We start from the raw sequence: 14,223 nt of genomic DNA, 5'->3' as shown, positions 1-14,223 counted from the left end.
TATTATTTTTCCATTACGGTGATTAACTTGACTTTGTCAAATCTCACTTTTTTCATAGTTAAAAGAACCTTATTTATTGATTCATATTTACAGTTCTTATCTGCTTTTAAGACTACAACTTGAGTTGATTTTGCCTGTCTAGCTCTAAGTAGAACTTCATATAAATCTTTAAGTTCAGGGTCTTGTTTAAGATTTTTGATTTCAAACCCAGTCGTTTTTAGTGCTTCATTTCTTGAAAGCCGCCCTTGCATAGCATCAACACGTACTTGAGAATCATCCATATTAACAATGATACGGTCTCCTTTAGTACTATCGACAAGTACAACGCTGATGTAATTTGAACCCGGTTCTTTTTCTTTACCAGAAGATTCCGGAAGTTCAGGTTTTAGCTCTTCATTAGCATTAAAAACCGTGGTCATCATAAAAAAGGTCAAGAGAAGAAATGCGATGTCAACAAGCGGTGCTAAGTCGATTGCATCATCTCCCCCGTGCATAAAAAAGCCGAAGAAGTTCATTGATTCCTATAGTTTCTATTTTGGAAGTAGGCTTGTAACATTTTTATATATTACAAGCCCTTATTTTCACAATTAGCTTCTATCTCTTTCTGAGATAAGGTTTCTACGAGAAATAGTCAACGTTTGTATAACTTCAAACGCAGCCTCATCAATAAAATAGGTAAAGCTGTCAATTTCCGCTTTGAAATAGTTGTATGCAACTGTACCGAAAATAGCACCAACGAGACCGAAGGCTGTGTTATAAAGTGCTTCAGAGATTGAACCAGAAAGTTTCGAAGGATCGGGCGTTCCACCGCTTTCTGCAAGAGAAGCAAATGCCTTAATCATTCCTACCGTCGTTCCAAGCAATCCGATTAGTGTTGTAATTGTGGCAATTGTTTTAATCGGTGTAAGATTTGTCTCGAATTGAGCCGACTCAAAGTTAGCTGCTTCGTCAATTGCCTTTTGAACTTCTTGAATTTTTGCATTGAATCGAGGTTCTACTTCATCTAATGATCGGTAGCGCTCTAAACCACTTTGAAGTGATGAAGAGATTGAACTGTTATGTACTTCACACTTTTGAATTGCTTCGTTGATTGCACCTCTTTCAAGGTCTTTCTTCAACTCTTTTAAGAGCTCATCTAACTTACCTTTTCCTTTAGACTTATTGTAAGCAATGATTCTTTCGACCAACACGGTAAACAATACGAACAAGTTAGCGAGAAGAACGGCAACAAGCGGACCGCCGTGCGTAAGTAATTCCATCGGGCTGCCTTTTGGCATAGACGGAAATACTCCGTAAAACAAGATAAGTGCGATTAATGATGATACAAAGATTGAAGCCCAGAGAAAGAGTTTATTCTTCTTTGCCATTTTTCCTCCAATTGATTGATAGACTGTTAGTCGTTGAAAAGATATAGAAATGAAACTAATAAAAAATTAACTTATCTTTATGGAACCTCAACTTTTTTTGATGTTGTTTTTTTAGATAACTTTAGATCCTCGGTTCCAATAAAAAATGCTTTTCTGAAATCCCCAATAATCTCTTCGAATACTTTTTGCTTGGGTTCGTAAAGAGATTCTGCTTGAATGAAATCAGGTAATTCCTCTATTTGTTTCTGCTCACCAAAATCTTCCATTTGATTAAGTTTTCTTTTGATTGCTGAACGAAATGTTGAAAGAACTGAAGTATAGTTCTTCATTTGCTCTTGTTGGCGTTTAATTTCGCTATAAGTCACACTACTAAGGGCATAAATAGCAGTTGTACCTGCTAGTTCAGAAGTTTGTGTACCAAAGAATTCCCTTTCAAATAAAATCGAATTTAGTACGATGCTTCTATCTAATACCACTGAAGCAATATTTTTTTTGTAAGCACTAAGTAATTCGCCGCGTGAATCTTTATCTACTGGTTGAGAATGAACCTCTTTATAATGCTTAAGTGCAGATTCATATTCAGTTTTCATGAGTTTCTTGTAGTAATCACCATATTGTTGGTATGAATGTTTTTGCGCATCCATTGCAATTGGGGAATACATTTGAAACAAATTATCAGTATCTCTAAATGTTTCAACATTGAGTTGCTTTAATTTCTGAACTGAAGTTTGAACATCGTTAACATAAATGGAAAGATCCGATCCATTCGGCTGATTGGCGATTTCGGCTCTTATTACATTTTCAGCACTTTCTATTTGTGAGAGGTCATTGACAGAAATTAAAGAAGTGTTTTTATTTTCAAATGAAACTGGATCTGTTTTTATAGAAGATATTATTATACCAACAGCATTAATAAGTTTTTCAAGAGACTGTTTTTGTTCAACCGTTGAAGCATTCAAATAAACCGAATTCATTTGAGACCTTGATTGAAGGAGTTGTGTTTTAATAGCCATCAATCTTTCTATGTACTTGTAAACCAATGACCCATTAAAAACAAAACTATAATCTGGAAGAGTGACCGCAGGGTCATTTGGTCGAATTGATTGCTTAATATAACCAGCTAAAAATGAAGCCTGATAAACCTTATTTGACTCTTGGTACCGAACCAAATAATTTTCTAAATCTTTCTGAGCGCTCTTGTAATCTCCAACTCTAAATGTTGACCAAATTCTGCCGAGTTCGGCCAAATCTTTGTCTTGGTATCTGGATGCAACTTTACCAAAATAAGTTTCTGCCTTAAGAAATTCTGCAGAGGCTATTTTTTTGTAAAGACCTGTTTTTGCATTAACAAGTTTCTCACGTGTTCTTTCTAAAAGTTCTCTAATTTTCCGGATTGACCGCGAAACATCTTTTCCATCATCTTTATTTTCCTGTAAGTTTGAATACAATTCCTCTACTTTTGAAGACTCTTCATCGATTACACCATTGGCTTCGTTAAGATTTTGCAAGTATTCAGATACGAATCCTTCAGACTCCGCGTTTGCTTGAAGTTCTTTATCCATTTGCTCACTTAGATTCTTAAGCAAAGTATCTTGAACTGAAATCCTATTTAAGATTCTTCTAATCTGATTTTGGTATTCGATAAATTGGCTTCCCTGAGTCATTCTTACAAATTGCAATTGAAGGAGGGAATCAGCGACCAATTGCGAAGCCCCACTGAGGGTACTCAAGTCATCAATTTTCTGAGTTAGCTTTGTTCCGACCGAATAGTGGATATTTGCAAGTTGAAGATAAGTTGAGTTCAGTAAAACTGCATCGTCGATGTCTGACATTTGATATGTTTTTGATTTTCCCTTTGTTTCTGGGAAATCGCCAACTCTTTCGATCGTTCTGAAAAAATATCTCTTTGCTTGATCATTATCGTTCAGAGCAAGATAAATTAAGCCTGAAACATATTCCGCTTCTTTCCTGACGGAGGATTCTTCAAAAATCAAATCTAGGTAATCAAGAGCTTTTTGATACTGTTTATCACGATAAAAAGCCATTGATGTTAATAAGAAAATTCTTCCATAATCATTTAGATAATTTTCGGGAACTGTCGCTCGGATACTAGAGTTCAATTGTGAACGTTGCCTTCCAATATATTTACGCACACTATCAATTCTTACCCTTAAAAGTGTAATTTTCTCTTGAACAGACTTACTTTCAACTTCTGCAAGATCAATATCAGATTGGATTTGGCTTGTAAAGGTGGTATTTGACGGACTTTCAGCCAATGATTCAACCAATTCATCTTTTAGTGTAGAAAGGGAAGAAAGTTCATATTCTAGGTTAAATTTCTGAGCCTCTAACTCTGTTAAACTGTTTCTAATTTGCTTTAAGAATTGATTAGAAACTTTGATGTTTTCTACAAATGAAGGGGTTATTAAATATGCATCTAAGTCTTGTTCAAATTTTTCAAATTCGTCAAGAACATAGTCCGTAAAAAGAATTCTATAAACTGATTTAGAGGCATATTCTGATTCAGGGTACTCATTGATTAAAAGCTCGTAATTTTTTCTAGCCTCAGTGTAAAATCGAGCCCCAAAGTTTGATTCTGCCAAATAGAACAAGACATCATCAAGTCTTAGTCCTGTTGATTGAGAAACTGTAGAATCTGCATTATCAGGACGATCAACAAAAACAGTGGAGTACTCATTATAAATATCTGAGAAAAGAAGTCTTGAAGTCAGGAAGTCACCCTCGATGTATGTTTTCGTCGCTGAAGCCAGTTCAATCGATAAAAGATCAAACATCAAATCCGTTGATCCTTTGAATAATATCGCTCTTCTTGCCGACCTTAAAAGGTTTGCTTCATTATAAAACTTAGCGTATTCCAAAAAGCGATCATAATCTTCCTTAGATTGAAAATTATGATAAGAACCTTTAGGACCATTTTCATATCCGAAGTCAGCGGTACTAATTTTTTGAGCGGCTCCAAAGTCGTTCACATAGTCGCGAATTAGCTTTTGGAATGGCTCTTCACCTTCTGCAAGCAGACTTTCTCTTCTACCTAATTGAGGGGATCTCTTGAATTTTAGTCTTGCAATATCAAGCTCTGCTGATTCCTTACCTTTTTTTAGTCTGCTTAAGAGCGCTAAAATTTCTTGAGACAGCGACGCGTTTGCTTCTATTTCGGATTCAAGGGTAGAAACTTCTGAATTAATTGACTCTAAAGAAACTCCACGATTTTGAGCCGTATTTGTAATTGCTCTAAAGTCCGACTGAGTTTCACTAAAAGATTTAACTTCTTGTTCAATATCTGGAAGTGGTTTTGGGGTTTCTGCTGCTTTGTTTAGCCTCTTTCTCCATCGGTCTCGATACCGCTCTTGGAATGGTACGAAATTCGAAGTGGCTGAAAACAAACTGTCTTGTTCACTTTTCAATCCGGCGACTTGATTCTTGAGACTTAAGACTTGCTTTTCAATTGCCTCTAATCTTTTCTTAAGATTTTTACTTTTAGCAGTAGTCGATGAGTTTAAAGATTCTAGAGTTAAAATTTGTTCAATTTCAGATTTTGACTTTTCAAGTTGATTAACAGTAAGGTTATTCAACTCAATTAGGCTATCAATCTCGTTTTTTCGTTTCGCTCTATTTAGAATAAAATCATCAACGGTTAGATATGAAGACGATGATTTTGGTTCTAAACCTTTTTTATTTACAGTTTCAGAAATTGTTTGAATACTCGCACTTAAACTCGAAAGGAATTTTTGTTTTGATAGGAGGTCATAAAAGTAAAAACGATCATTTTGAGCAGAGGTAGTTACAGCACCAGAAACCTCTTGGCCTTCCTGAATTGTTTGTGTATAGGCGACCTCGCCGCACACAACAAAAAAGAGGATAAAAGAGATGAATAAAACTCGCTTCAAAGCTGGAATGATTTAGTTGAGGTGACAGTGTTTACAGGTTGCTTACACGGATAATACCATTTGGTGAAAGCAGTGCTTGTAAAGATGTCAATCGCAAGCACTTGGTTTGATTTCAATAACGATTCAATTTAAGCAAAAACTGACAATGTCCAAAGGTTATACCCACTTTAAAATATGATTGTGTTCTTTTCAATAGCATAAACCTCGAGTATCTTTCGCGAAGATAGCATATTTTCGCCTTTGATTACAGATTGAATCAATATAAAAATTATGTCTCATGAGATTTAGGTCACACCTTTTTATTTGTCTCAACGAAAAACATTGTGGAAAGCATCAAAGTGAACAAGTTCAATTGTATTTGAAAAGGCGACTTAAAGAGCTTCATCTTACAGATCTATTTAGAGCAAATAAATCAGGTTGTTTAGATGCATGCGACTTTGCACCTTCAAGTGTTTCTTATCCCGAGGGTGTATGGTTACAACTTAAAAGTGATCAAGATGCTGAAGAATATCTTCTATATCTGCTTGGAAACCGTGACTCTATAGAACATCTTACCATCAAATTATACAAAAACGAATGAACGCTACATACTTAGCCGCACATAATGTACTCAAAAGAGCAATTGGAATCGATGCCAAGAAAGCTTCAACAGAAGTTAAAAACTATGTTGACTCTGGAGCAGATCGTATTTGTCTTAAAGAAAATATTTGCATCCCAAATTTTGCCTTTGCAAAGTACATCGATCATACACTCTTAAAACCAGATGCTTCAAGAGATGAAATCATTGCACTTTGTTTAGAAGCCAAGGAGAATGGATTCGCTTCAGTTTGCGTAAACCCTCATTTTGTTAAGTTATCTGCTACAATGCTTAAAGGTACAGATGTCAAAGTCTGTACTGTAGTTGGGTTTCCTTTAGGTGCTACACATAGCAAAGTAAAAGCATTTGAAACAGACTTAGCTTGTAATGACGGCGCAACTGAAATAGATATGGTTGTAAACATTGGGGAAATCAAATCTAAAAATTATGATTTGGTAGAATCAGATATTCAGATTGTTGTCGAAACAGCAAAAAAACATCACGCTTTGGTCAAAGTAATTATCGAAACGACTTTATTGACGGATCAAGAAAAGATCATTGCTTCAATCTTATGTAAAAACGCTGGTGCAGATTTTGTTAAAACATCAACAGGTTTTTCTAAAGGTGGCGCTACTGTAGAAGATATTAAACTTATGCGAATGGCAGTTGGTGAGGGTTTTGGAATAAAAGCATCGGGGGGGGTAAGGGATTATACGACCGCCAAAAAAATGATTGAGTATGGGGCTACCAGAATAGGAGCTTCGGCTAGTGTAAAAATTGTTCAAGAAGCATCATGTAAAACGACTCCTTCAGAGACCGGATCAAACTACTAAATTGAACCTTAAACGATATCATTTTGGCTGTCGAAGATATAGACATACTTGCAGAAGGGTTAACTGAACGATATTCATTACCTGATGAGCAACTTACAGAAGCTTTTATTTCAAAACGAAATCTTATACATAACGTTGATCATATTCGTCAACATCTTGAATCTCGATGTAAAATCATCGCAGTTGTTAAAGCAAACGCATACGGACACTCAATTGATGCAGTTATACCGTCACTCATTGAATCTAACATCGACTATTTTGGTGTTGCTAATGTTAACGAGGGAATTCTGCTTCGTTACTTTTTGCAAAAGAAAAATTCAATTAAGTTTACAACAACACCCAAAATTCTGGCATTTTCAGCCCCCCTACCAGATCAAATTCCATTTTACTTAAAACATGATATCGAAGCAACAATCACGGGTTTTGAATCGCTCCGTTTTGCTGAGTCTATTACGGCTTCAAATTTAAAAGTTTTGAATGTTCATCTTAAAATAGACACCGGAATGAGCCGCTTAGGATGCAACCCAAAAGAAGCAATGAAGATTGCAGAGTTAATTCATAGCTCGAAGTATTTAAACTTACGGGGTGTTTATACACATTTTGCATCAAGTGGTGAAGATTTAGCATTTACAAGAAAACAATTGGCGCTTTTTTTGGAGGTTTGTAGTTCTATTGAACAATCTATTCAAGTCCCTTTTATGAAACACTGCGCCAATAGTGGAGCAATTATCAGTGATCGCGAAACTCATTTAGATGCGGTACGACCCGGAATCTTATTGTATGGAATAATCCCATTTTATACTCCGTCAAATAGCTTTAATTTTCGACCGGTTATGCAACTTCAATCTAAGGTTACTTTTACTAAATGGATTGAAAAGGGCACTACTGTTAGTTATGGAAGGAAATGGAAAGCTTGGAGAAGAACACGAATTGCAACGATCTCGATTGGATATGCCGATGGCATACCAAGGCTGTTATCAAATAATTTGAAAGTACTTATTAATGGGAAAATTTTCAATCAAGTGGGAATCATTACTATGGATCAAATGATGGTTAACCTTGAAAATGATGCAAGTATAAACGAAGGCGATATCGCAACCATTTTTGGATGGAGTCATCCTGAAATACATGTTGATAAGATTTCAAAAAAAGCTGGAAGTATTAGTTATGAATTGATTAGTTCGGTATCACCTCGGGTTAGGCGCGTGATTGTCGATTAAATCGATATAGGTCATCAACAGCGAGTGAATCGATTTCTCTATGTCGTAAAATTCCGTTTGCGTTGATTGATAAGTTGAACCGGGAATAATGATGGTGATTCCCAAGGACTTTTCAGGAGAATAATACCAACCACTTAACAAACCATAGGCCTCGCCGGGATGCCCAATCCATTTCTCTCCAACGTTCAATTGCTTTGTATGATGAAACCCAAGTGAATAAATTTCAAAGCTTTTATCTTTTGTAACAATGGAATCCAGAATCAATTCTCTGAAAGATTTTTCTGGCAATCCAAATATTTTTCCTTTGGAACTAAGGTTCAGGATTTCTTTCTGAATTTTTGCAAGTTCTAAAGCTGATATTCTAAGTCCTCCCATTGGGGAATACACAATAAGATTTTCACCAAATTGTCTTTTTTTATGCTTGCTAACATAAATGCTGTCTGATTGTGCAACCCAAGTTCCGTCGATGTTTCTATAGGTATATCCTATCAAAGAATCCGCCAACTCACTTTGGTTGAAGGTTGCTTTCAAATTCATCGGTAGAAAGATCGATTGTTTTAAGTAATCGTTAAAGTCAAAATTGACAACTTTCTCAATCACAGAAGCCAAAATGAGATATGCAAAATTAGAGTAAGCAAACTCCTCTCCGGGTTTTGTATCAGACCAATAACTGCTTATGGCATCCCTGTTTTTACTATCAGAAAAATCAAAAATAACTTTTAGTGGGGATCGATAAACATCGCCATTAATCAATCCGATGGATTCATCTGCTTTAAGACTGGAGGTATGATTGAGAAGATACTTCAGTTTTATCGGCACCATTGGGTTCTTGATATTTCTAAATTTGAACCCTAAATATTTTGAAACATCATCCTCTAAATTCAAAAGTCCATCTACTTCCATTTTTTTTATCGTTAGGGCAATGAAAACTTTCGAGATTGAAGCAATTCGATAATATGTGTTAAGCGTTATTGGCTTCTTTTCACCCATTTTCGCATATCCATTTGCATAGGAAAAAATCAATGAGTCTTTATTGGTTATTGTTATTACTAACCCGGAACATTGATACTTATGAAACAACGAATCAAGTTTATCTTGAAGAATAATGCGATGTGTTTCAGATTTATCGCTCAATGGTAACTGAACGAATGGGGATGGTGGGTTACAGGATATATAAATCAAACAAAGAAGTGAAATTCGAGATATTGATTTATAGCTCATGAAATTCTAATGAAAATAAAAATGGCCTGCGCGTGCAGGCCATAATAGAGAAAAATAAATTAAAGCAATGTTCCACGGGCTTTTGTTTCTGCTAAAAACCAAGCTTGCTTCTGTATCGTTTGAACGATACTTGTAAACAAATCTGCCGTTCCGGGGTCAGAATCATTGGTTGCCTGAATGATATCTTCATGAAGAGAATCGATGATAAGATCAGAATCGGAATAGAGCATTTCAACCATCTGTAAGGGTGAAAAGTTATAACCCATTGCTTCTTCGAGTTCTGAATTGTTTATGAATTCACTTGCAGTTGCAATTGGATGACCTCCGATAGATCTTGATCTCTCGGCTAAATCATCGATTATCGTCAATAATTGACCGTGGTGCATATCAAAAAGATCATGCAACTGCTTAAAGAATGGCCCCGAAACATGCCAATGAAATTTCTTGTACTTAATTGAAAGCAAATAAGTATTCGCAATTTGCCTGTTAATTGCTTGTATAACAACTTCAGTGGTGTGTTTTACCTTTACTTCTACTGACATATTTCCCTCACTTCTGTTTTAGTTAGTTATTTTAAGAACTATTTTTCCAAATTGCTCTCCTCTTTCCATCTTTCTCATTGCAAATTCAGCTTCTTGAAGAAGAAAATTGCTGTCAATAATCGGTACGATTTTATGTTTTTTTACAAATTTCAGCATATTCTCAAAATCATTCGCCGAGCCCATTGTAGTCCCTAAAATTGAAAGTTGTTTCCAAAACAGTTTTCTTATGTTGATCTCTTTTACGGTTCCGGCAGTGGCGCCAAATGTTACAATTCTACCACTTGGATTCGCAAGCGAAATCAGTTTATCAAAATTTTCTCCACCTGCACTATCTACTATAACATCAAAACCTTCCACTTCTTTCATGACTTTCTCTTGCCATTTAGAGTCTGTATAAAGGAAACCAGCTTTAACTCCAAATTGTGCAGCTTTTTGTAACTTTTCATTTGAACTTGAAGTGACATAAACATTTGCTTTCGCAGCCAAAGCAAATTGCATCGCCATCAAGGCTGCACCTCCACCTATTCCAGTAATAAGTATTTTTTCTCCGGGTTTCAATTTTGCTCTTGAAAAAAGTGCTCTGTATGCTGTTAAACCTGCTAAAGGAAGTGCAGCAGCCTGTTCAAAGGTTAGATGTTTTGGCTTAGGGTATATATTCGAGGAAGGAACGCGAACGCATTCAGCAAAAGTACCATCTTCAGGTAAACCTAAGATTTTAAAGTTTGCATCATGAACATTTTCATCGATTCCCCATTCAATGCTTGGGTTAATAATTACCGCCTTGTTTAACCATTCTTCACTTACTTGACTTCCACAAGCTTTTACGACCCCACACCCATCTGAACCCAAGGTTACGGCCAAATTTAAACCGGGATAGAGACCTTTTTGAATCCAAACATCACGGTGATTTAAAGCTGCAGCCTTCAACTCAATGATAACATCATTAGGCGATGGCAATGGTTCAGGAACTTCAAGCAATCGTAATTTGTGACCTGCGCCTTCTAATACACTCGCTTTCATTGAATCTTGGTTTTGTGTTTCTTTGAAAATACAAAGTAACAAAAAAATTCATTCTGTTGCTTATTTCACCAAAGTCATTTTAAGCGTTTTTGAAAATGACTTGGTTCCTTTTGTATTTATCCGATAAAAATATGTCCCGCTACTTAGTTTTTGCTCCGACGCATCAAATCTTACGCTGTATCTTCCTAAACCTTGAAGACGGTTAACTAATGTTACAACTTTTCTACCAAAAACGTCGAATATCTCCAAATTTACAACTGAAGGTTCTGTAAGTTGGTAAGTGATAAATGTGGATGGATTAAAAGGATTAGGATAATTCTGAAGCAACTCAACTTTCATTTCGATTTCTCTTTGTCTTGGTGTGCTAAGTGGGCTCGAGTCAGTCCAAGAATTTGTTGTCCCATCGTACCATCCGGAAGCAGTTCTTATAAAACCGGGTTGAAGAGATGCAGGAATCTGATTATTTGCATTATCCCGAAAAATTACTCTAATACTCGTAACAGAAGGAATTGTGTAAGAAAACCACCCATTGCCCATTGAAGACATTGAAGGTGATCCATCCCAACTTGGAGTTGTCACTGAAGGAGATGCTTCATAGAAATAAATTCTCTGGGCATTCCAATTTTGTGGCGGACGAAAGTAAATAGTAATCCCATTTCCATTACCGCCGCCTCCTGAACCCAATAATGAAACTTGAAAATCAGCGCCGTTATTATTATCCCAAGTACCTGAACCATTATTAAATGCACAGACAAATCGCTGAGTTGCGTTTTGAGGAATAGTTACCGTTGTTTGCCAAGTGGAATCATTTTGTTTTTGCATTTGTGTAGTCGTTATAGACTGCCAAGCATCGATTCCCCAATACAAATTAACTTGTGAAGCAGTACTTAATTGGCCAACATATCGCACAGTTAGGTTTGACCCGGGAGTGGGTGAAGTTGGGTTAAATGAGACTACAGTTGGTCTTGAGTTTCCACCTCCCGAACCTGCTCCAGAAGAGGAAGATTGAAAATAACCAGATCCAAGTTCACCGATTAGGCCGGGGCCATTAAGCACATATATTCCCGCGGAGCTAGGTTGAACTGTGAATGAAAGATTACCATTAGACACATTAATTTCATTTCCAGTCACTGCATCACGATAAATGCCATTGGTGAGACCAATAAAGTTGAAGGTAACTGCACCATCTTTTGCCAAACCTACAACAACTTCATTCGATCCAAATTTACGGATGTATCCAACCCCATTTCCACCACCGCCGCCGGCCCATTGCCAAGTTCCCTTTTGTAACGCAGGCAGTGCCTTACGAATGGCATTCAACTTTTTGATGTGTTTGTATATGGGATGGTTTGGCGCTTGATTCAAAACATCGCCATAATAGGCTCTTCCTGTTAAATCAATCGATCTTTCGATATCACTGGCATCTTTTATATCAGTATATGCTCCTTGCTTGAATTGCATTTCAGTACCATAGTAAACTGATGGGATTCCTCGCCAAGTAAACATAAAGTTTAAGCAAGCCGCTAAATTTTGTGCGGTATTTCCAAAACGTCTGTTCCAATCATTATTAGGACCAAAATCATGATTATCTAGAAAGGTCACTAAACTCGATGGATCTGCATAAAGGTGGTCATAGCGAGATGCTGAAGTAACACCAGAGAATGATTCCCCTTTTTCAAAAAGGTGAAAAGTTGCCATAGCATAGAAATCGAAAACCGAAATTCCTGAGGGTTCTGAACCCACCCCATTTCTCCAAGTGTACCAATGTGGATTAATTTGCTCCACCTGATGCAATTCATGACGCTTTTGTGCGACCTCGCCAACAAAAAAAAGCTGTGGGTTAATCGCTCTGAATGCATCTACAAAATATAATAAATCATGAATGTTGATGTGTTTAATGGCATCTAATCGCATCCCATCAATTCCCATCTCAATGTATTGTTTGTATGCTTCAACCAAATACTTCCTTACGGAATCGCTTCTCGTGTGAAAATCGGGAGTATCGCCTGCTAAAGCACGTTGATAAAGATTTGTGGTATCATCATAACCTTGTGCAAAACCATTTCCAGAGTGATGATACCAATCAGGGTCAGAGGTATCAATGTAGCTTTCTTTTGATGGCCAATTATATAAAGACAAGTTTTGATTAAAGGGCGGAGGCATTTTGGCCACATTTGCTCTTGACCAAATTTTTCCGTCATCCGGGTTTGGAGTAACTCCGTCATATTGCCAATTAGGATTATCTTTTAAGGCTTTTCCTTGTGAATCCTTTCCCCAAGCTTGGGTGGTATCAGTATTATACTTGATTTCTGCTTTTCCCTTAACACCAAATCTTCCCGCGTGGTTGAGCACGACATCCAAAATAATTTTCAAACCTTTTGAGTGGGCAGAGTCTATCAGTGTTTTGAAAGTATAACCGGGCGATTCCAATCGCGGGTCAACCCGCGTGAAATCCCAAGCATGATATCCGTGATAATCGAGTGGGCTTCGGTTTTGAACAATCGGAGTAATCCAAATCGCTGTAAATCCTAAATCTTTTATATAATCTAACTTTTGAATCAGACCTTTAAAGTCGCCTCTCCAAGTAACATCTTTTGGATTCGTGATTTGTGGTCTTGGAAAAGAACTCCATTCTGTCGGTTTGCTGTTTAGTGTATCTCCATCATAAAATCGTGAAGTCATTAAAAAATAAATCGTCTCTTCTCGAAAATCATTTTGGGCTTGAATAGTAGAACTTAAGAAAAAAAGAAAAAATAGAAAAAATATTCTTAAAAAGTTTTTCATAGTTATTTCTTTCTTAATATTTTTTGAAATACTTTCTCCTTAATTACAATCCAAATAAATTCAGAGTTACCTATAATATATCTCTTCCACATTCTTTTTGGCTCTTGCAAAAAGCGAAATAGCCATTCTAAACCGAAATTTTGCATCCAAAGGGGAGCTCTTTTAACGTACCCAGCTACCACATCAAAACTGCCTCCAACACCCATTACAAACGGAACACCCATTACAGACTTATACTTATTAAGAAAAAATTCCTTTTTAGGAGAACTAATTGCAACAAGTAAGATTTTTGTTTGGGATTTTGCAATTTCTTTTGCAATATCTAACTCCTCATCTTCTTTGAAATAACCATTTCTCAACCCAGAAATCTTAATATTTTTGTATTTTGCTTTATAGACATCGACTACTTTTTCCAGAATTTCTTGCTTTGCACCTAAAAAATAAACCCCATAATTTTTTTCAGAGGCCATTTCAATCAGTTTTTCCATTAAATCAATCCCCGCAACTCTTTCCTTCACTGGAAATCCTAAAAAACGAGATGCCCATACGACCGCTTGACCATCGATATTAACAATATCACACTCATCAACGATCTTCTTCAAAGAGGGGTTCTTATTGATTTCAACGACCTTGGCTGCATTCACAACAACATGCTGAATTGATTTGTTGATCTTGATGGCTTCATCAATTAATTCAATTGTTTCGCTCATCGTGAGATTATCCATCGGGGTTGACATCGCATAAGTTCTTT

At 36.5% G+C, this 14,223-nt stretch carries 11 protein-coding genes; 3 read left to right on the top strand and 8 right to left on the bottom strand.

Going from position 1 to position 14,223, the window contains the following annotated elements:
• Nucleotides 1-2: 2 nt before the first annotated feature.
• The 3 genes from SFU91_10020 to SFU91_10010 form a co-directional block, all read right to left on the bottom strand.
• Complete coding sequence (locus tag SFU91_10020) at nt 3-515, bottom strand: biopolymer transporter ExbD (GenBank protein MDX2129358.1); 513 nt, start codon at nt 513-515, stop codon at nt 3-5.
• A gap of 72 nt (nt 516-587) precedes the next feature.
• Entirely contained in the window at nt 588-1,367 is a 780-nt protein-coding gene (locus SFU91_10015) for a MotA/TolQ/ExbB proton channel family protein (GenBank protein MDX2129357.1), read from the bottom strand.
• A 77-nt stretch (nt 1,368-1,444) separates the two neighbouring features.
• Nucleotides 1,445-5,275, bottom strand: a complete 3,831-nt coding sequence (locus SFU91_10010; protein ID MDX2129356.1) for a hypothetical protein — start codon at nt 5,273-5,275, stop codon at nt 1,445-1,447.
• 277 nt (nt 5,276-5,552) lie between these two features.
• Here SFU91_10010 and SFU91_10005 point away from each other — a divergent pair, with 277 nt between their 5' ends.
• The 3 genes from SFU91_10005 to alr are packed head-to-tail and all read left to right on the top strand — an operon-like array spanning nt 5,553 to nt 7,905.
• Entirely contained in the window at nt 5,553-5,855 is a 303-nt protein-coding gene (locus SFU91_10005; GenBank protein ID MDX2129355.1) for a (2Fe-2S) ferredoxin domain-containing protein, read from the top strand.
• Nucleotides 5,852-6,685, top strand: a complete 834-nt coding sequence (deoC, locus tag SFU91_10000) for a deoxyribose-phosphate aldolase (GenBank protein MDX2129354.1) — start codon at nt 5,852-5,854, stop codon at nt 6,683-6,685. Before SFU91_10005 ends, deoC begins: the two co-directional genes overlap by 4 nt.
• Before the next feature lie 23 nt (nt 6,686-6,708).
• Nucleotides 6,709-7,905: an alanine racemase gene (gene alr / locus SFU91_09995; GenBank protein ID MDX2129353.1), complete on the top strand. Its 1,197-nt coding sequence runs from the start codon at nt 6,709-6,711 to the stop codon at nt 7,903-7,905.
• Here alr and SFU91_09990 read toward each other — a convergent pair.
• The 5 genes from SFU91_09990 to SFU91_09970 all read right to left on the bottom strand — a co-directional run bounded on the left by SFU91_09990 (nt 7,873) and on the right by SFU91_09970 (nt 14,197).
• Nucleotides 7,873-9,126, bottom strand: a complete 1,254-nt coding sequence (locus tag SFU91_09990) for a serine hydrolase domain-containing protein (protein MDX2129352.1) — start codon at nt 9,124-9,126, stop codon at nt 7,873-7,875. The genes alr and SFU91_09990 overlap by 33 nt on opposite strands.
• A 59-nt stretch (nt 9,127-9,185) precedes the next feature.
• Nucleotides 9,186-9,668: a DNA starvation/stationary phase protection protein gene (locus SFU91_09985; protein MDX2129351.1), complete on the bottom strand. Its 483-nt coding sequence runs from the start codon at nt 9,666-9,668 to the stop codon at nt 9,186-9,188.
• A gap of 18 nt (nt 9,669-9,686) precedes the next feature.
• The gene (locus tag SFU91_09980) at nt 9,687-10,646 is read right to left on the bottom strand and encodes a zinc-binding dehydrogenase (protein ID MDX2129350.1); all 960 of its coding nucleotides are present in this window, start codon (nt 10,644-10,646) and stop codon (nt 9,687-9,689) included.
• A gap of 102 nt (nt 10,647-10,748) precedes the next feature.
• The gene (locus SFU91_09975) at nt 10,749-13,472 is read right to left on the bottom strand and encodes an alpha-amylase family glycosyl hydrolase (protein MDX2129349.1); all 2,724 of its coding nucleotides are present in this window, start codon (nt 13,470-13,472) and stop codon (nt 10,749-10,751) included.
• Between the two features lie 2 nt (nt 13,473-13,474).
• Nucleotides 13,475-14,197, bottom strand: a complete 723-nt coding sequence (locus tag SFU91_09970) for a WecB/TagA/CpsF family glycosyltransferase (GenBank protein ID MDX2129348.1) — start codon at nt 14,195-14,197, stop codon at nt 13,475-13,477.
• Between the last annotated feature and the right edge of the window lie 26 nt (nt 14,198-14,223).

This window comes from Chloroherpetonaceae bacterium, assembly GCA_033763895.1.
Classification (GTDB): Bacteria; Bacteroidota; Chlorobiia; order Chlorobiales; family Thermochlorobacteraceae; genus JANRJQ01.
Note: the sequence above shows the minus strand (reverse complement) of the source record. Positions and strands in the feature narration are given on the sequence as shown.